This window comes from Rossellomorea vietnamensis (assembly GCF_001305855.1).
Taxonomy (GTDB): Bacteria; Bacillota; Bacilli; order Bacillales; family Bacillaceae_B; genus Rossellomorea; species Rossellomorea vietnamensis_A.
This window is the reverse complement of the sequence record NZ_LIXZ01000003.1, coordinates 50106-69744: the sequence shown is the minus strand read 5'-3', so window position 1 is coordinate 69744 and position 19639 is coordinate 50106. Positions and strand designations below refer to the sequence as shown.

At 46.4% G+C, this 19639-nt stretch carries 17 protein-coding genes and 2 other annotated features; of the genes, 16 read left to right on the top strand and 1 reads right to left on the bottom strand.

Features of this window, described 5'->3' with window-relative positions; genetic code table 11:
- Positions 1-38 precede the first annotated feature (38 nt).
- The 5 genes from AM506_RS05065 (at position 39) to AM506_RS05045 (ending at position 7160) form a co-directional block, all read left to right on the top strand.
- Entirely contained in the window at positions 39-2471 is a 2433-nt protein-coding gene (locus tag AM506_RS05065; protein WP_060671411.1) for a PAS domain-containing protein, read from the top strand.
- Between the two features lie 273 nt (positions 2472-2744).
- On the top strand, positions 2745-4061 hold the full coding sequence (locus tag AM506_RS05060) for an FAD-dependent oxidoreductase (RefSeq protein WP_060671410.1): 1317 nt from the start codon (positions 2745-2747) through the stop codon (positions 4059-4061).
- Positions 4058-5056, top strand: coding sequence for a class I SAM-dependent methyltransferase (locus AM506_RS05055; protein ID WP_060671409.1), 999 nt, complete (start codon positions 4058-4060; stop codon positions 5054-5056). The genes AM506_RS05060 and AM506_RS05055 overlap by 4 nt, the downstream gene beginning before the upstream one ends.
- A gap of 206 nt (positions 5057-5262) precedes the next feature.
- The gene (locus AM506_RS05050; protein WP_235576044.1) at positions 5263-6579 is read left to right on the top strand and encodes a lysine N(6)-hydroxylase/L-ornithine N(5)-oxygenase family protein; all 1317 of its coding nucleotides are present in this window, start codon (positions 5263-5265) and stop codon (positions 6577-6579) included.
- A 65-nt stretch (positions 6580-6644) separates the two neighbouring features.
- The gene (locus AM506_RS05045; RefSeq protein ID WP_060671407.1) at positions 6645-7160 is read left to right on the top strand and encodes a type 1 glutamine amidotransferase domain-containing protein; all 516 of its coding nucleotides are present in this window, start codon (positions 6645-6647) and stop codon (positions 7158-7160) included.
- A gap of 74 nt (positions 7161-7234) precedes the next feature.
- Here AM506_RS05045 and AM506_RS05040 read toward each other — a convergent pair whose 3' ends face one another.
- Entirely contained in the window at positions 7235-7462 is a 228-nt protein-coding gene (locus tag AM506_RS05040; RefSeq protein WP_060671406.1) for a DUF1128 domain-containing protein, read from the bottom strand.
- Between the two features lie 259 nt (positions 7463-7721).
- Between AM506_RS05040 and AM506_RS05035 the strand changes: the two genes are divergently transcribed.
- The 11 genes from AM506_RS05035 (at position 7722) to AM506_RS04990 (ending at position 19616) form a co-directional block, all read left to right on the top strand.
- Positions 7722-8141, top strand: a complete 420-nt coding sequence (locus AM506_RS05035; RefSeq protein WP_060671405.1) for a hypothetical protein — start codon at positions 7722-7724, stop codon at positions 8139-8141.
- 17 nt (positions 8142-8158) lie between these two features.
- The gene (locus AM506_RS05030) at positions 8159-9001 is read left to right on the top strand and encodes a YihY/virulence factor BrkB family protein (protein ID WP_060671404.1); all 843 of its coding nucleotides are present in this window, start codon (positions 8159-8161) and stop codon (positions 8999-9001) included.
- A gap of 117 nt (positions 9002-9118) precedes the next feature.
- Positions 9119-10858, top strand: coding sequence for a sensor histidine kinase (locus AM506_RS05025; protein WP_060671403.1), 1740 nt, complete (start codon positions 9119-9121; stop codon positions 10856-10858).
- Positions 10855-11568, top strand: coding sequence for a LytR/AlgR family response regulator transcription factor (locus tag AM506_RS05020; protein WP_060671402.1), 714 nt, complete (start codon positions 10855-10857; stop codon positions 11566-11568). Before AM506_RS05025 ends, AM506_RS05020 begins: the two co-directional genes overlap by 4 nt.
- 284 nt (positions 11569-11852) lie before the next feature.
- Positions 11853-13301, top strand: coding sequence for a carbon starvation CstA family protein (locus AM506_RS05015; RefSeq protein ID WP_060671401.1), 1449 nt, complete (start codon positions 11853-11855; stop codon positions 13299-13301).
- 322 nt (positions 13302-13623) lie between these two features.
- Positions 13624-13824: a hypothetical protein gene (locus tag AM506_RS05010; RefSeq protein WP_060671400.1), complete on the top strand. Its 201-nt coding sequence runs from the start codon at positions 13624-13626 to the stop codon at positions 13822-13824.
- A gap of 248 nt (positions 13825-14072) precedes the next feature.
- Positions 14073-14324, top strand: a binding site (T-box leader).
- Positions 14325-14383: 59 nt separating this feature from the next.
- On the top strand, positions 14384-15607 hold the full coding sequence (locus AM506_RS05005; RefSeq protein ID WP_082386244.1) for an MFS transporter: 1224 nt from the start codon (positions 14384-14386) through the stop codon (positions 15605-15607).
- Positions 15608-15635: 28 nt separating this feature from the next.
- Positions 15636-16661, top strand: coding sequence for a hypothetical protein (locus AM506_RS05000; protein ID WP_060671399.1), 1026 nt, complete (start codon positions 15636-15638; stop codon positions 16659-16661).
- A 46-nt stretch (positions 16662-16707) separates the two neighbouring features.
- Positions 16708-16912, top strand: a binding site (T-box leader).
- A 74-nt stretch (positions 16913-16986) separates the two neighbouring features.
- Positions 16987-18417, top strand: coding sequence for a proline--tRNA ligase (proS, locus tag AM506_RS04995; protein ID WP_060671398.1), 1431 nt, complete (start codon positions 16987-16989; stop codon positions 18415-18417).
- A 108-nt stretch (positions 18418-18525) separates the two neighbouring features.
- Complete coding sequence (locus AM506_RS22660) at positions 18526-18699, top strand: hypothetical protein (RefSeq protein WP_156030071.1); 174 nt, start codon at positions 18526-18528, stop codon at positions 18697-18699.
- Between the two features lie 359 nt (positions 18700-19058).
- Entirely contained in the window at positions 19059-19616 is a 558-nt protein-coding gene (locus AM506_RS04990; RefSeq protein ID WP_060671397.1) for a GNAT family N-acetyltransferase, read from the top strand.
- The last annotated feature ends 23 nt before the right edge of the window (positions 19617-19639 follow it).

Below are 19639 nucleotides of genomic sequence, written 5' to 3'. Positions count from 1 at the left end.
AAAATGGTGGTAATAACGTTACGATAAAGGAAGGTACTATGGCTCAAATGCACCCTTATACTGCATTGAATGTAGATTCAATTCCAGTCCCGGCAGCAATAATCGATGTGACACGACCATCTTTTATAGAACAAAATGAAGAATGGAGGGGGATCACCCTCAAGGAAGACAATCTTCTGGTGAAGATGTTAGAGGATGACGATTATTCGATTCGCTTGCATCATCAATACTACGGATTCAAGCGGAAACAGATTGGTGAGTCCAAAGAATTGGTCATGATGACCCCATTCGGGCCCGGCGTTTCACGGGACGATTCCAATCATTCTCATTCGGCGGTTTATGAAGCCCTTATCCACAACACGCCTACGTGTGTATGTATCATTGATAAAAACGGGAACGTGATGGAAATGAATCAGTCTTTCCAGGAGCTGTTCCAGATTTCTGATGCCATTCTGGGAGAACCTCTCTGTCAGCAGCCTCCACTACAGAATCAACCCTTTAATTCCATCGTCAAAAATGGATTGAAAGGCTTGAATACGACAGGGGAAGAAGTTACTTTCGATTTGGGGACGCACCGGAAAATCACCTGCAATATCACCATTTCCCCAGCCAATTATAAGAGTGACGGAACGGTGGATAGCGTGGGGATCATTCTTCATGACATCACAGAAAAGAAAAAGTATGAAAATGAATTAATGTCCTTAAAGGTAGAACTTGAAAATACACTCCGCCTTCAAAAGACGATCACGTACAAGATAAAGAAAAGCGATCATGATTTCGTCATTGAAATGGCAGCGGGGGAACTGTTGAATAAGCTGAACCTGACCCCTTCTAAAGTAATCGGGAAAACGATCCAGGAAGTATTCGATTTCCACCACTTGGGGAAAATCCAGCCGAAGTTAAAACGGATATGGGAAACGGGAGAAGAGCTGACGTATGAAGATGAATACAAGGAATTAGAGTATTTGGCTTCCATCGTCCCGGTGATACAAAGAGGCGAAGTGGTGGAAATCCTTGTTTCCATATCAGACATTAGCATGATTAAGGATATCCAGAGAAAACTCATCGAAAGCGAACAAAAGTATAAATCGATTGTAAAATACAGTCCCGATAATATTTATATGGTCGATACAAACGGGATCATACAAGAAGTGAATCCCACTGTGAAAACCCAGTGGGACCACATTTCACCGCATATGATCGGAAGTCACTTCAGTGAGTTCATTGCAGAAGGCAGTAAGGAAACGGCGGTCAGGAAATTTGAAGTCGCCCTTAAAGGAGAAGCGTCAAGATTCGTCACCACCTTTGAAAATGGAGAAGGTGGCAAAAGCCATGTAGCCGTCACCAATATCCCAATCCGTGTAAAGAATAAGGTGATCGGGATTTACGGATTTGGACAGGACATCACGGAAAAACTGCAGATGGAAGAAGAACTGAAAGAAGCGAAGGAGCTCCTCGAAGCATACTTCGAGCATGCAGGAGACGGGATCGCCCTTTTGGATCCGGAAGGAAAGGTCTTAAAGGTGAATCAACAATTTGAATCGATGTTCGGGTGGACGAAGGATGAAATCACAGGAAAGGAAATCACCTTTCTCCATCAGGAAGATCAGGTCGGTCAGTTCAGACAAAATCTGTCCACTGTGATGGCCGGGAAACGGATTAAAGACTATGAAACCGTCCGGTACCGGAAAGACGGCTCTCCGGTTGAGATTGCTTTTAATATGAATCCCATTTTGAATGATGATGGACGTTTGATCGGTATTTCTGCCATTATACGTGATCTTTCCGAGAAGAAGCTTAACGAAGACCTGCTGAAGAAGTCAGAGCAGCTGGCGATGATCGGTCAACTTGCAGCGGGCGTGGCTCACGAAATCAGGAATCCCCTGACGACCCTGAAAGGATTCCTCCAGCTCATGAAGGAAAATGCCGAGGATGACTTTTATTTGGGGGTCATCCAGGGAGAGCTCGACCGGATCGAAATCATTACCAATGAGTTTCTGGCACTGGCAAAACCAAGGGCCGTTAAGTTTTCCCTCACGTCCCTGACAACCCTTCTTACAAGCTCTGTTGAATTCATCAAGATGGAATGCCTGAAGCAGGGGGTCGATGTAAGATTTTCGGTGGAAGAAGCCGAAATCTATTGTGATTCCCACCAAATGAAACAGGTCATTTTGAATGTGATGAAAAATGCCCTGGAAGCCATGCCTGCAGGGGGACTCCTCAATGTTCAGTTAGAAAAAGTGGATGGCCATGGGAAGATCTCGATTCAGGACAACGGGAGCGGAATCCCGCCTGAACGCATGAAGCATCTGGGGGAACCGTTTTACAGTACGAAAGAAAAAGGGACCGGACTCGGGCTGATGATTTGTCAAAAAATCATCAAGGAACACCACGGTTCACTATCCATTCAAAGCAACGTCAGCGAAGGGACCACCGTCACGATCCTCTTACCGATTGCAAAACCAAAATAGAACGTGCTCCACGATGAGAGATGAATCTTGTCGTGGAGTTTTTTTGTTTTTCCAGGTATTGTCGATTTTTCAAAGGGCAACAATCCGACAAATACTGTAAGAAACCTTAGAGATGAATCCTGGAACTTCGATATTTTCCCGGGAAATAGCGTCTTCTACAAATTTCTGCACGGGGGTTCTCTTGTAAGGAACTTGTCACCTATTGGCGAGAGCACACCGGCAAGTTTCAACATCCTGGGAATAGGGCAAATGAATGGAAAGAGGTGAAGAGAGATGAGGACGAACGTCTTTATAAGCGGTGGAGGCATCGGAGGGCTGACACTCGGGCTGAAACTCGCTCAGTGTAACATCGATGTAACCGTCGTAGAGCGGCTGCCGGGTCCGGGTTCCGTTTACAAAGGTGAGCTTCTCCAGCCGAAAAGCCTGGAAATATTCGAATCCCTGGGAGTCATAGACGATGTCTTGGAAAACGGACACAGCATTTCGGATTTGGAGCTGATTGAATTGAAAAGGGCCAAATCGAAGGCTGACCATTCAACCATGAGCTATTCCATCCTGCCGACTCCGTATCCATTCTCCCTCATGATCCATCATGAAACGCTAAAGGACATCCTGCGAAAGAAAGGGGAAGCGTATCCATCCTTCCATTATCGGGCGAATACCGTCTGTAAAAATATAAACGGTCATACGGTGACCGTCACGGACCGGGAATCGAAGGCAGAAACGGAGATTCATAGTGACTTCATTATCGGGGCAGAGGGAAGGAGCTCGGTAACCCGTGACTATATGGAAGTGGATGTGAAGGAGAAGAAGTACAATCATCATTTCCTCACGGTCACATTCCCACGACCAAAGGAAATGGTGGATGGGCGCATTATTTCTACATATCAATCATTTTTAGGCTTATTTCCACTGCCGGATGACGAAGTGAGGTCGGTTTATCTCATCCCGGCAGGTGAATACAAAACACTCCGGAAAAAACCAATTTCAGAGTTTCATAAACTCTATATTGAAATGTGCCCGGATCTTGACGGGTATGTGAACCAGATAGACGATTGGAAGAAAATCCAGCTCATGGTCCCATTGAAATATCATGCTGAGACCTATGTGAAGGATCATTTCGCCCTTATCGGGGACGCCGTCCATACGGTCCATCCCATGGCGGGTGAAGGGATGAATATGGCGATTCAGGATGGCAGCATCCTTGGTGAGCTATTATGTGACATGTATAAAGAGGGGAAATTAGATCCAGCCAATTTGGAATGGTATCCAAAGGTAAGAAAAAAGAGGGTCGCCCATCAAATGCATCTCAGTCACTTATCGGCCCTTGTCTATTCCTACCCTTATCGTCCCGTAGGCTGGCTCCGGAATAAAAGCCTGCAGAGGATGGAAAGGGACTCGATTTCCCATTACAAACAGATGCTGAACATATCTGGCCTCGGCATGTGGAGGGAAACCCCTTATGACCGGATGATCCAGGGGGGCATGCTCCCGATCAGACATGATTCATTAACAGAAGAAGAGAAGTCTACGACTACATTTACGGCAGACCAGGATTATCCCTGGAAAGGAAAGGAGGCACTACAATGATTGGAGAAATGGTAAAGGTATGGCGGGCTCGAACATGGATGAAAAAGAATGTCCCTTTCCTATACAGCTGGCATGCTTATGTCGGATATGAAATGGACCTGTTTGAAAAATTCACAAAGCCTGCTTCCATCCAGGAAGTGGCGGTTGCTCAAAACATCGAAATGGATCTCCTTGAACAATGGGTGGAAGTAGGGATCAGCATCAAGCATCTAAAACGGGTGGAAGACATGAAAGTCACGACGAGGAACAGGTGGAAGCTTCCGACATCCAAAAAAGATCCCCACTCATCCGGGATCCTGCTGAAAGAAATGATGGAGCTCCATATCCCGGCACTGTTATCGTACCCCCAACTACTTCGGAACCAGACGAAACAGCATTTCAACTCGGATGTCCATGGCTCAACTGTTGCGAAAACTTCGATTCTATTGGAACGATTTGCTTTTCCAAAGGTGCAGAAGGCGATAAAAAAATACAATGCGGACTCCATCCTGGACTTGGGATGCGGCGAGGGAGGGTATGTAAAGAGAATTGGAGAGCGCTACCCTGATAAGAAAATGGTGGGAATTGAGATCCATGAAGCCGTCGCCAAGGCAGCAGAGCAATCCCTTAAAGACTTTGAAAATATCGAAATACACTGTGGGGACTTACATGAATATGAGCCTGAACAGCGCTTTGATATGATCATGGCCAATAATCTCTTTCACTATATCGATCCATCCGAACGACTGAAATTCTTTGAAAAAGCATCTGCGTGGCTCGGTTCAGAAGGGGTCTTCTTCGTCCTCACACCGATGCAGAAATCAAAACATGGAAAACAATTTTCCAGCGCCTTCAACAGCTTCTTCATGACTTTCCAGAACCTGTACCCGATTCCTTCACAGAAGGAAATGGAGACACTGGCGGGGAAAACTCATTTCAAAGTCGAGTCCGTCGAGCCGATCGTGAAAGAAGGCGGATGGTATGTGATGATTTTCAGGAAAAACGGATCCTTGTGAGAAGGGACCCGTTTTTTGTTTGGAGTTAACTTTTCGTTCAGCTGCTAAAAAATGGGTGGAAATAAGCAGCTGAATAACGCTTGAGCTTCACCAGCTAAAACCCCATGGTCACACATTCATCATAATTATTTTCATGTAAGAGGGTAAACCTCGATCATTTTAGGGTAAAAATAGAAAAGTAGATCATGAATGTGGAGGAGAGCCGATTGAGTAAACATGAAATATATGATTGTATCGGAATCGGGATCGGGCCGTACAATTTGAGTTTGGCTGCCCTGATGGAGGAAAGGACAGATCTGAAGGTGAAGTTCTTCGATCAGACCCCGGAGTTTCAGTGGCACCCGGGAATGCTGATCAACCGGACAGATTTACAGGTTCCGTTCATCGCAGACCTTGTTACGTTTGCGAATCCACAAAGCCGGTATAGTTATTTGAATTATTTACATACCCATAATCGTTTATATAAATTTTTCTTTTTTCAAAAGTTTGAAATGCCGCGTCAGGAATACAATGAGTATGCCCGCTGGGTCTCGGGTCAGCTGAGCGCTTGTCAATTTCACAGCGAAGTGATCGGGGTGACGGATGTTGGCGACTGTTATAAAGTGGTGGTCGATAACCGGCTGGAAGATGAACGTGAGGTTTATTATGCGAAGCACATCGTGATGGGAACAGGAAGCAAGCCTCTTGTTTTAGAAGGAATGGAGGGGTTGCCGGATGAAGACGTCCATCATACGAGCAAGTATCTGTTCCATAAAAAAAGGACGATGGAAGGGGCCTCCATTACGATTGTAGGTTCCGGTCAAAGTGCAGCCGAGGTGTTCTTTGATTTATTGAAGGAACAGGAAAATCATTCGTATCATCTGACATGGCTGACCCGTTCCGAAGGGATCCTGCAGCTTGAATCGTCAAAGCTCGGGCAGGAATTCTTCGCCCCGGATTACGTGGACTATTTCCATGGATTGACGTATGAGAAGCGGATGGAAGCCTTGAAAACCCTCGATCAGCTTAGGAACGGGATCGACCAGGACACCCTTAACAATATTTATAACATTCTCTATAACCATTCTGTCAGCGACCAGGCACCACGCACGACCATCCAGCCCCTGACGGAAGTGAACAAGATCCGGGATGAAGGGGATGGTTACGACTTGAGCTGCCGCCAATGGCAGGAAGATCGTGAATTCACTTATCAAAGCGACAAGGTGATTTTAGCAACTGGGTACAAACCGAATATTCCTGAATGGTTCTTTGAGGAGTTCGAAGACAAAATCGTATGGGAAGATGATCAGAAATTTAAAGTCTCCCGGAACTATAAGCTTGAATTTAAAGAAAAGCAGGATCGCGATCATCATTTTTACACAGTGACGAATCTGGAGCACTCCCACGGTGCCGGGGCGACGAATCTTGGGTTGGCCGTCGACCGGAATATCCATATCATTAACGACATCGTGGGGGAAGAAGTCTATGAAGTACAAAGGGATACGATCTTTTCCCAATTCACGATGGATAATAAAGGGTTTTAAATCTTGTGTGAAGGGTAAAGTACAAATGTGATAAAAACAAACAATAATTAGGAGTGTTTCAATTTATGGCTAAGATCGCAACGTTAATTACAGACATGTTTGAAGACGTAGAATTTACAGATCCCGAAAAAGCATTTAAAGAAGCAGGCCACGAAGTCGTAACGATTGAAAAAGAAAAAGGGAAATCAGTCAAAGGCAAACAGGGCGATGCAACGGTGAAAATCGATGAAAGCATCGATGACGTCAATCCAGCAGACTTTGATGCCTTATTATTACCAGGCGGATTTTCCCCGGATCAGCTGCGCGCAGATGACCGTTTCGTGAAATTCACAAAGCATTTCATGGATGAGAAAAAACCGGTTTTCGCGATTTGTCACGGTCCACAATTATTAATCACGGCCAAAGCATTGGAAGGACGGAAAGCGACAGGCTTCAAGTCCATCAAAGTCGATATGGAATATGCCGGTGTGACATACGAAGACAAAGAAGTCGTCGTGTGCGGCAATCAGCTTGTAACTAGCAGAACGCCCGATGATATCCCGGCATTCAACCGCGAATCACTGGCGCTTCTATCTAAATAAGGCAGTTAAATGAAAGGGGACATTCCCCAAGGTATTTTGTACCTTTGTGGGAATGTCCCCTTTTTTGTCACTGTTCACGCTTTTCTTCTAAGGCTGCCCAGTTCTTCAATAATCGCGTTCATTTCGCTCGGGCTGAAATGATTCTTGCGATTCACCATGACATAAAGGTCGTGGAGATCTTCGTACATTTCTTCATTAAAGTCTTCAGGCTTGACGGCACCTGCATTGACCATTCTTAATTTTTCTTTGATTGCTGTTACCATGAAATTGATATTTTCTGCTGTGTTTTGTGATAGATCCATCTAAATCTTCCTTTCTGACGTACAATGTCGTACATTCATCTTTCCATGATTCCATCTTCCTGTCAATAAGGCATGGATAGAAGTGACTCCTGGAGGATTTTTTTCGGAGAATGTTTTACACTATTAAGGAATGGGAAATGAGTAGATAAGCTATTACGTGAGAAATGGATAAGTACCTGGTATCTATATTGCCTGAAAGTGTATGATTAAGTGGAATCCGGCTATAGCCGATTACTGAATTTGAAGGAGGGTAATACATATGGGAAGGAATAAGTTTTACAAAGGGGTCATACTTGGTGCTGTTGCAGGGGGGCTTCTGTCTCTCCTGGACAGGTCGACACGCCAGGAAGTGGGTTCCACTTTGAAAAATAGCGGACAGTATATTTCCACCTATTCAAAAAATCCTCAGAGATTGCTTGAGACATCGAGGGAAGTGTATGAGAAACTGCGCATGACGGCCGATCAGGTCTCGAGGGACATTCACTTCATCAGTGAAAAAGTGGATGAAATCAAAGGGATGACCCCTCAGGTGAAAGAGATCATCGAAGAGACGAAAGAAACGTTTGAAGACTCTTCAGAAGCGTACAAAGATACGTTTTCAGGTCAAGAAACATCAAATGAACTAACTGCTCAGGATGAAGAAAGTCAGCCGATTGCTTCTTCATTTAAGGGATATTAATGAAATGAGGTGAAAGCATGTCGGATAAGACGGTCAAAGGAGATTGGAAAGGATTTTCGAAAAGTCTTTTCACTAATATCAGTGCGAATGACGTAACGGGCCTTGCCGCGCAAATTGCCTATTATTTTCTTTTATCGCTCTTTCCACTGCTGATTTTTATCGTCACCCTTCTTCCATATCTGCCCGTTAATCAGGGGGATATTCTCGGATTGGTGAGGGATTTTGCGCCGGGTGAAACGATGTCGATGATCGAGGAGACGCTGCAGGACGTCATGTCCAATCGTAATTCCGGCTTACTGTCCGTCAGTATCATCGCCACGATCTGGTCGGCATCGAACGGGATGAATGCCATTGTGAAGAGTTTGAATCGGGCATATGACGTCGAAGAAACAAGGTCTTTCATTGCGACGCGACTGATGTCCATCCTTTTGACGCTGGCCATGATCCTTGTCTTTGTCATTGCTCTGCTGTTACCGGTATTCGGTAAGCAGATTGGCCTTTTCCTATTTTCCCAATTCGGATTTTCGGATCAGTTTTTAACGATATGGAACGGGATTCGCTGGGCCATCACGCCCATCATTCTCTTTATCATTTTCGTCGGATTGTATTTTTTCGCTCCAAGTAAACGGATCAAATGTTTAAGTGCATTCCCGGGAGCGATCTTTGCGACGCTTGGATGGGTACTTGCTTCCTTGGCTTTCTCATATTACGTAGGGAGCTTTGGAAATTATTCCGCCACATACGGCAGCATCGGTGGGATCATCGTGCTCATGATCTGGTTCTACTTGACGGGAATCATCATCATGATCGGTGGAGAAATCAATGCACTTGTGACGATTAAAGACAAAGATTCGTGTTAAAATAGGGGAAATCATTCCCTGGACATAGTAAAGGTTGGAGTAGGGGAAGATTCTATTAAACATTCGTGTTTAAGGAGTCTTCTTTTTTTATGTGAGATAGAAAGCGAGGCGGGGCATATGTTAATTGCGGCAATGGTTGAACGATTGGGCATCATCGTGACGATTGCCTTTGTGATGACGAGGATTAGCTTCTTCCGGCATCTGATTGAAAAAAGGACACATGTGAAGAAATCCCAGACGCTCCTCCTGATCCTCTTGTTTGGATTCTTCGGCATCGTTGGTACATATACAGGGTTGATCGTGAATCCGTTTCAGGAAGAATATACGAAATGGCAGTGGCATCTTCAACAGAATGAAGCGATTGCGAACTCGCGGGTAATCGGCGTTGTGGTAGCAGGACTACTCGGTGGCCCATGGATCGGTCTCGGGGCAGGACTGGTTGCGGGTGTCCACAGGTTTTCCCTTGGAGGGTTCACGGCATTTTCATGCGGGATCTCGACGGTACTGGCAGGTTTATTGGCAGGCTGGATCGGCAAGCGGGAAAAGAAAAACAGGCTAGTCTCCCCGCAAAAGGCATTTCTGGTCGGCTTTCTTGCAGAAGGGATGCAGATGCTTCTCATCCTTCTTTTGTCCAAACCATTTGACGATGCATATCTGCTCGTGTCTGATATCGGATGGCCGATGATTCTCGCCAATGGTGTCGGCACCGGTATCTTCCTGTTGATCATTAAAAGTGTATTTCAGGAAGAGGAGCGGATGGGGGCTGCTCAGTCCCAAAAAGCACTGCGTCTCGCAGACAGCACAGTGAAATACATGCGAAAAGGTTTGAATGCATCGTCAGCACGGGCAACATGTGAAATCCTCATGAGGGATGTCAATGCACTGGCCGTTTCAATCACGAACACATCCCACATCCTCGCTCATGTCGGACTTGCATCTGATCACCACCACGAAGGGCGCCCGATTCAGACGGAAGCAACGAAACGGGTCATCGAAACCGGTGAGCTGATGAAGGTGGGACGGGAAGATATACAGTGTGACCGGAGCGGATGCCCGTTAGGAGCGGCCATCATGGCCCCGCTACTAAACGGGGATGACATTGTCGGGACCCTTAAATTCTATTTTCATTCGGAAAAGGAAATTTCACCGATATTGATGGAATTAACAAAGGGGATTGCCACACTCCTTAGTCATCAGCTGGAACTTGCGGAAATCGATACCCATAAGGAGCTTGCGAAAGAGTCGGAAGTGAAGGCGCTGCAGGCCCAGATCAACCCCCATTTTCTGTTCAATACGATCAATGTCATTGTGTCATTGACGCGGATCAATCCGGATAAGGCCAGGACACTGCTTATTTCCCTTTCCCAATTCGTCCGCCAGAATCTGACGGGGAGCACGAAATCAACGTCCACCCTTAAAGAAGAAGGTCAGCATGTGAAAGCGTACCTGGCCATTGAAGAAGCACGATTCTTTGACCGTCTCGAAGTCGTGTATAGAATCGATGACGATGCCTTACAGGCGAAAGTCCCTTCCATCACCCTGCAACCGCTCGTGGAAAATGCGATTAAGCATGGGATGAAGAATGTCGAAGAAGGGTTTGTCTTAACGATCTCCATAAGAAAAGAAGGAGACAAAGTGACCGTCAGCGTTATGGATAATGGGTGTGGAATCGATGAAGACAGGTTGAGTAAGCTACTGTCGGAGCCGGTGGAATCAAAGTCAGGCACGGGAATCGGTCTCTACAATGTGAACAAACGCCTGGAAATGATGATGGGAAAAGAAGCAGGGCTAAAGATATCATCTTCAAAGGAAAGTGGAACCACCGTTAGATTTACGGTAAGGAGTGAGCAGGAATGAAAATCGCGATCATCGATGATGAACCGTACAGCCGGGAGGAAATGAAGCATCTCCTCGGCAGCTATCCCTGGGCGGAGGTAGTCGGGGAAGCAAGCTCAGCGGAAAAAGGCCTTGAGATCATTTTGACGAAAGAGCCCGACGTCCTATTCCTGGACATCGAAATGCCCGGCATGAGCGGAGTGGATCTCGCAGCAGCCCTTCAGAACATGAAGCATAAGCCGGAAATCGTCTTTGCCACCGCGTACCCTGACTATGCCCTTAAGGCTTTCAGGGTCGAGGCTGTCGATTACCTGCTGAAGCCTTTTGAAGAAGATCAGCTTGCACAAACGATGGAGAGGCTGAAGTCTTTAGTAAAGGTCGAATCCCGTGAAAACCCATCCCTGGGAAAACTGGCCGTGAATGATGAGGATAAGATTGTATTCGTCAGGCCGGGGGATATTCTCTATATTTTCAGAGAAGAGCGGGAAACATTCATCTGTACGAAAAAAAAGAAATATACGTGCAGGATGCCGATAAAGGAATTGGAAGCAAAACTCGGTACCTATCCTTTCTTCCGCGTCCACAAAAGCTATCTCGTTCAGCTGCCCTTTGTGGAAGAACTGATTCCATGGGGGAGCGGGGTGTACCAGCTGAAGGTTCATGGAGCCGATGAGGCGATTCCTGTGAGCCGGAATTATGTGAAGGAGCTGCGGGAGCGGTTGGAGTTGTAGCGCATGTACCAGGTACAATGAGAAGGATTTGTACCAGGTACATTTTTGGAATTTTGTACCTGGTACAAAACGATTGATTGGTGCCTGGTACAAAACACTGGATTTGTACCAGGCACCAATTACGCAATCAGTGCTAGGCACCTGCCTATACCCTAAGCACGTCAATCCTTTCTTCCTGCATTTCAGCACGGATTTATAACATCTTGGACAGAATGTGACGAAAATGTGAATGTGCTTGCTATAATGAAAGCGTATTCATAACTGAACGAAAGGAGATCATATACATGGTCACATTTCTGGTCTCGATTGTTGTCTTAATTATTGGTTACTTCACATATGGAAAATTTATTGAAAAGATTTTTGGAGTGAATGAAAGTCGTTCCACCCCGGCTTATGCAAAGGCGGATGGAGTGGATTATGTTCCGATGAAAACAGGTAAAAACTCCATGATCCAGCTGTTGAATATCGCCGGTGTCGGCCCGATTTTCGGCCCGATCATGGGAGCTTTATACGGACCGGTTGCCTTCCTTTGGATCGTCCTCGGGGCTATTTTTGCCGGAGCGGTTCATGATTACTTGACGGGAATGATTTCAATCCGTAACGGAGGAGCTCATTTACCGGAGCTTGCCGGAAGGTTCCTTGGTAAAACGATGAAGCATGTGGTGAACGCATTTTCGATTCTTTTACTTGTATTGGTAGGGACTGTGTTCGTGACAGCACCTGCAGCCTTGATTGCGAATCTGACTCCGGCGTGGATTTCACTAGGTGTCATCATCGCAGCGATTTTCATTTACTATATTGTTGCAACGCTACTTCCGATTGATAAAATCATCGGTAAAGTTTACCCGCTTTTCGGGGCACTGCTTTTGATCAGTGCAGTAGGAATCGGAGCGGGATTGGTGATCACGGGAGCGGATATTCCTGAAGTATCCCTAACGAATATGCATCCTGATTCTGTCGCTATTTTTCCTTTATTATTCTTGACGATTTCGTGTGGGGCGCTTTCAGGCTTCCACGCAACACAGTCACCGATAATTTCCAGAACGACTCAAAACGAAAAGAACGGACGCAAGATTTTCTACGGAATGATGATTTTAGAAGCAATCATCGCAATGATCTGGGCAGCAGCAGCAATGAGCTTGTTCGAGCCTGGTGAACTGAATGCGATCTTGAAAGACGGAGGACCGGCAGCGGTCGTGAGTGAAGTGTCTGTTCTGATGCTTGGTTCCATCGGCGGAACGCTTGCCATCCTTGGAGTCATCGTTCTTCCGATCACATCCGGTGATACTTCATTCCGAAGTGCACGGATGATCATAGCGGATTACATCAAAGTAGGACAAGTGAAAATATCCAGCCGTCTTTGGATCGCTGTTCCACTGTTCTTGATTTCAGTTGTGCTGACACGTATGGACTTCAATCTCTTATGGAGATACTTCTCATGGGCAAACCAATCGACGGCGATGATCGCTCTTTGGGTAGGTGCCATGTATCTGGCTCTGCAAAAGAAACCACACTGGGTCGCAACGATCCCGGCCATCTTTATGACGATGGTGACATTCACGTATATCCTGAATGCTCCGATCGGATTCGGTCTTTCAATGGGCACAGCCTATATGGGAGCTACAGTCATAACGATTGTGTCAATAATTGCCTTCATCTACACATTAAGAAAGCGCTTAAACGATGGAACCGTCATCCAGGTCGACGAAGACGTTCCACAGCCAGCAGCGTAAATGGAGAGTTTTCCGGTTATTACCGGGAAACTCTTTTCTTTTTTTGTACAAAATAATAAGGATTCACAAACTATGTCTTAGGAGTGATTCAACATGACAAAGAAAACGAAAAAAGACGGCGGTACGAAGCAAAACGGGAAACATACACCGAAACAAAAAACATCCGGTTCTGCAAACGGACAGAATGGATACCACTAGAAACCTAAGCCAATCCTTCAGAGGATTGGCTATTTTATTTTTCAGGCAGATGTCTTTATTCCGTGGGATGTATTATAATGGAGATAGTTTCAAAAATTTAGTAGTCTCAAAAGGAGATCCCATTATGTCGAATACTAATGACCAACAAATACAGCCTGAAAAGAAAAAAATCAGCCTTCAGGAAGCCATGAAGCAGCAGCTTGCGAAGAAGAAAGAAGCACAGGCAGGCGGCAAGCAGGCAACAGGCGGAGTTGCATCCAACCAACGCATGCAAAGTCAGCAAACGAAGAAGCCCAGCAATACCCGCCGGAAGATGGGGAGCTAATGTGGGGAGGAGCGCTCGGGTGGAGTGCTCTTTTTTTGTGGGTTTTTTTTAGGGAGGGGTGAATCGGTTGTGGGTGTTGTGAAATTTGTCGTTTAATGCAATAACCATCGATATATTTCTTTAGAGGTTGATAAAATCAAATTGAACTCTCCTTAGGATACCACCCTCCCTTTTCATAATCCGTCCAATAAAGTCTTTTCCCTCTTTACACTTTCCCCTTAATTATGCTACCATAATAAAAATTTCAAAAAAATGCCATGAAGAGAAGAGTATATATCCCGATTTCTTTAAAGAGAGCCCTGGAAGCTGAAAAGGGGCAGGAAGGACGGTATTGAACCAAGGCTCTGAGCAGCGCATCGGAACCGGGAACGGGGATGGTGTGACGGGAGCTCCCGTTAAGGAGCTAGGGTATAAGCCGAATTGGCCGTACCCGAAAAGGCCGGTATGGTGACATGCTGGCGAACTGGGGTGGCACCGCGATCTATAATCTCGCCCCCAAGACCAATGTCTTGGGGGTGGGATTTTTTTGTTGTACTAAAATCGCGGGGAGGAATAGTGGATGAAAAAATGGAAAGATCCTTTGTTGCTTTTATCGGGTATCGGGATTTCGAGTATCGGGGGTTGGATTTATCTGATTGCCCTTAATTTGATTGTATTGGATGAGTGGGAATCACCGGTGGCGGTGGTGATGTTATATGTGTTGAAGCCGGTTGCGGCGCTTTTCACAAACGGTTGGGCCGGGAGTTTGATTGACCGGGTCAATAAGCGGAATCTCATGGCGGCACTGGACTTTTTCAGGGCGATATTAATCGCAGTGTTACCTTTCATTTCAGCAGAGTGGTGGATGTACGCCGTTGTGCTTTTGATCAATATGGGAAGTGCGATCTTTTATCCGGCGTCGATGGCGTATATCACGACCTTGATTCCGAGGGGGAACAGGCAGCGGTTCAATGCTCTTCGGGGACTGATCGGGTCGGGGGCGTTTCTGATCGGACCCGGGGTGGCGGGGCTCATGTTCATGCTGGGGACGCCGACGTTTGCCCTTTATATAAATGCCTTTGCCCTATTATTATCGGGAATGATCACTCTCTTTTTACCGAAGCTTGCGGATGGGGATCCGGTTCACATAAACGGTATCAACTGGGAGATGGTGAAGGGTGATTGGCGAGTCGTATGGGGGTTCAGCAAGAGAGCCGCGTATGTGATGATCCTGTACGTATTGTTCACCTGCATGCTCGTAATGACAGCGGTGATCGATTCCCTTGAAGCAGCTTTTTCTAAAGAGGTGCTGCATCTCTCCAATAGCACCTACGGATATCTTGTAAGCATTGCAGGGGGAGGGTTTGTACTGGGATCCCTCCTGAATGCGGCGCTGTCTAATAAACTTCATCATATGCGCCTTATGGGTGGCGGCTCTGTGGTCGTTTCATTGGGATATATCATGTATGCATTTTCATACGACTTCATGACAGCTGCGGTTGGATTCGCTCTTTTATCCTTTGCCCTGGCGTTTGCGACAACGGGGTTCGAGACTTTCTATCAAGAAAATATCCCCGTTGAGATCATGGGACGGGTGGGGAGCCTGTATGGGTTGCTGGAAGGTGTTCTTGTCATCATTTTAACGGTACTGATCGGAGTGGGGGCAGAGGTGGTGTCAGTTCGGGCTGCCGTCGTTGCAGGTTCGCTTGTCATGATTGGGGTCACCCTCGTTTTAGGGGGAGCGTTAAGGAAGAATTCTTGGAAAAAACAGTTAAATTATAATTCTGAATGTTATAATAAATAAAAACAGAATTCTTAAAGGGGGTTCGCGGATGAAGATGACGGTGGATCAATATTGGGATAAATGGGAAGATTTGATGAGTCGGGAAGAAGCGAGCTTTGAGAAGTGGGATGGGTTGGAGGATCTGTTGTTCATCGCCCAAAAAGAAGGGGATCTCTATAAGGAATTCTGCTGTCGGTTCGGAATCATGAGAACCGTCAACTATCTTGGGGAATATGAGGAATTATTCGATCATTTCGAGTGGTGCAACGGGTTCTTTTTAGATAATGAAGAGAACCTGGAGGATTGGTTGGAAAGCTTCCTCTGGATCTATAAATGGATGGCGGAGCATCTGGTAAAGATGCCGGGCATTGAAATGGAACTTCTGAATGCTTTTTTCAGTGATTTTCAGGAAGCGTATGACCGCTACGGATACAGTCTGCGCCCTTATTATCAACATCAGCATAAACGGGCTTTGAAGACAGGCAAAGCGGAGGATGCTCACGCCTATTATCGTAAATGGCTCGCCGCAGAACGGGATTCCCTGTCGGACTGTGAAGCGTGTGAATATCAGACACAGCTTGAGTATTTCTATTTTACCGGGGAAAAGGAAAAAGCGGCTCCCATCGAAAAGCTGTTATTATCCAAAGAAGTGTGCTGCGGGGAAATTCCGCATCTTACGTACAGCAAGCTGCTCCTTCCTTATTTTGAGGACGACCGGGTGGAGGAAGCCTTACGTTACCAATCCGAGGGATACTTCTTCATCTACGATAAGCCCCACTTTCTTGTGGAGGCATCAGAACATATCCGGTTTCTTGCTTTAACGGAACCTCTTAGGGGCATCAAAGTATTGGAGCGCCACATCGAGTATGCCGACAGCGGGAAAGATCCGTATGGGATGTTCTATTTTTATATGAGTGCAATCGTCCTCCACCGGAAGCTCCTGGAAGCGGGGCATCGCCCGGGGTTCGCCGTTGATGTGATGAGTGAAGTGGCCGAGGAGATTGCGGGGGATTTTGATGCAAGGAATGGGAATGATTTCTTTGAGCGGGAAATGGAACGGTTTTATTCCCTCTAACAGATATTGACACTCCCATCAAATCTCTATATAATCATTTCAAATAACTGAAACATTGAAGAGGATCAGTAAAGGGATCTTGTCTTTAAAGAGAGGGAGCGGTTTGGTGAGAAGCTCCCATTGATGAACCTTTGAACCTGCCTCTAAGTTCTGTATCGAATGAAGATATCAGCGGTCCGAAACCGTTATCATGGAATGAGTGTAAAGCTTTGCTTTGAATCAGGGTGGTACCGCCAGAAATGGTCCTTGATGAGAAGCAGGGCTTTTTTTGTTTCTTCCGGCAGTTAGCTGATAAAACAATCCAATAAAAAATGAGGTGCTCAAAATGGCTAAGCAATTTGTAAAAGATGTAACGGGCATGGATGAAGATTTTGCCCAGTGGTATACCGATGTCGTGACGAAGGCGGAGCTGATCGACTACTCGAGTGTCCGGGGTTCGATGATTATCAGACCTTACGGATACGCCATTTGGGAAAATATCAAGAGTGCCCTTGATGCGAAAATCAAGGAAACCGGCCATGAAAATGTGTATATGCCACTTTTCATCCCGGAAAGCCTGCTGCAAAAAGAGAAGGATCACATCGAAGGGTTTGCGCCTGAAGTCGCATGGGTGACCCATGGCGGTGATGAGGAGTTGGCGGAAAGACTCTGCGTCCGTCCGACGTCCGAAGTGTTATTCGGTGAGCATTATAAAAATATCATCCATTCCTACCGGGATCTGCCAAAGCTCTACAATCAGTGGGCGAATGTGGTCCGCTGGGAAAAGACGACCCGTCCATTCCTCAGGACGCTTGAGTTCCTGTGGCAGGAAGGGCATACATGTCATGAAACGGACCAGGATGCACATGATGAAACGGTGAAAATGCTCGAGGTATATGCGGAGCTTTGTGAAGAGATGCTTGCGATTCCTGTCATAAAGGGACAGAAAACGGAGAAAGAGAAGTTTGCCGGTGCGAAATATACGTACACGATCGAGAGTTTGATGCATGACGGGAAAGCTTTGCAATCAGGGACCTCCCACCATCTTGGGGGCGGATTTACGAAATCATTCGGCATCCAGTTCACGGATCGTGACGGCAAGCTCCAATATGTACAGCAAACATCATGGGGACTCACGACCCGCATCATCGGGGCGATGATCATGGTGCACGGGGACGACCGGGGTCTTGTCGTACCGCCACGGATTGCTCCGACCCAGCTCATGATCGTGCCGATTGCCCAGCATAAAGAAGGCGTCCTTGATTTTGCCTATAACCTGAAAACACAGCTTTCAGGTGTGGCCCGCGTCGGGATTGACGCCAGTGACAAAAAGCCTGGCTGGAAGTTCAATGAGTACGAAATGAAGGGGATCCCACTCCGCCTGGAAGTCGGTCCGCGGGACATCGAAAATAGGCAGGTGATTTTAGCTAGACGTGATACCGGTGAAAAAGTCACGGTCACGATGGAAGAGCTGGAAGGGAAAGTCGCTTCACTTCTAGAAGATATCCAGCGCAATCTATTGGAAAAAGCGAGAGAACACCGTGGAGAAAAAACAACAATCGCCATAACCTTTGAAGAGTTCAAAAAGACGGTTAATGAAAAAGGCGGTTTCATCAAAGCGATGTGGTGCGGGGATCGAGCCTGTGAAGATAAGATCAAGGAAGAAACGAGCGCCACATCACGATGCATGCCGTTTGAACAGGAGCAGGTGTCCGATACATGCGTGTGCTGTGAAAAGGATGCGAAGCACTTGGTGTATTGGGCGAAGGCGTATTGAGTTCCGGATGAGCAGGGGACTTTCGGACCTTTCCGGACTTTTTCTGACTAAAGTCTTCTTTTTTCTATGTTTACTTAATAAATATAGGTAAAGGAGGCGTCGATTAATATGGATGTGGGACTCATCGTCATCTTTTTCATGGTATTCGTGGTAATCAGCCTATGGATCGTACATTCCAAGCTCAACCGGATCACCGAGCATGTTCAGCAGCTGGATGAGGAGTATCTATCCGATGAAGAAATCGAGAAAGAATTAGAGGAAGAGTGGAATAATGAAAAATAATGATGAAGGCGTTTCTCCGTAGAGAAGCGCCTTCCGCTTGTTAAAATAGTACTATTAGCCAAGAAAGCAAGGCCTGACATTTTTTCTGTTGTAGTGAAAAAAGTACGCTTGGACAGTTGATTGGAGCGGAAGGTGCTCGACTCCTGCGGGAAACGCTGGACAGGTGAGACCCCGCAGGGCAAAGCCCGAGGAGGCTCACCGCCAGCCCCGCGGAAAGCGAGCACCTGGAGCGGAAATCAACCACTACACGCTTCCTCACCAGCAACAATTTTTTCGACACCAGCTTTTGAAAAAGAACTACCATTCTACTTAAGTGGTTGGTACTATTAACATATTACATAAGAGGGAGGGCGCAGAGGATGAAGCATAAGGACTTAACCATCGAAACACCACGATTGGTGATCAGGCCCTTCGTGAATCAGGATTATGAAAACTGGTTAAGGGAACATCTGAACAGGCTCCCGTCACAGCATAAATATGATGTCGGCAATCAGGATATGAGTGAGTGCACGGAGTTTTGGTTCAGGGAGATGCTTGAGAAGCATGACGAGATGATCGAGGGAGATCAAGTATATATCCTCGGGATCTTCCTGAAAGAGAATGGCGCGAATATCGGGACGATCGATTTCTCGACGCTGATGCGGTACAACTTTAACTGGGGCAGGGCCGGCTACACGGTCCATAATCGTTACTGGAACCGCGGTTACGGGAAAGAAGCGATGAAGGCAGCTCTACAGCTGGCATTCGTGAAATTGAATTTCCACCGGATCGAAGCCCATATCAATTTGGACAATACGCCTTCGATCCGACTTGCGGAAGCGGTGGGCATGAAGTATGAATGTACGCGAAAAGGGTTCATTTATGAATTTGGGGAATGGACGGATAATCTGGTGTACTATGTGAATGCGGGAGAATAGAGAAAAGGCCGGAATCAGACGAT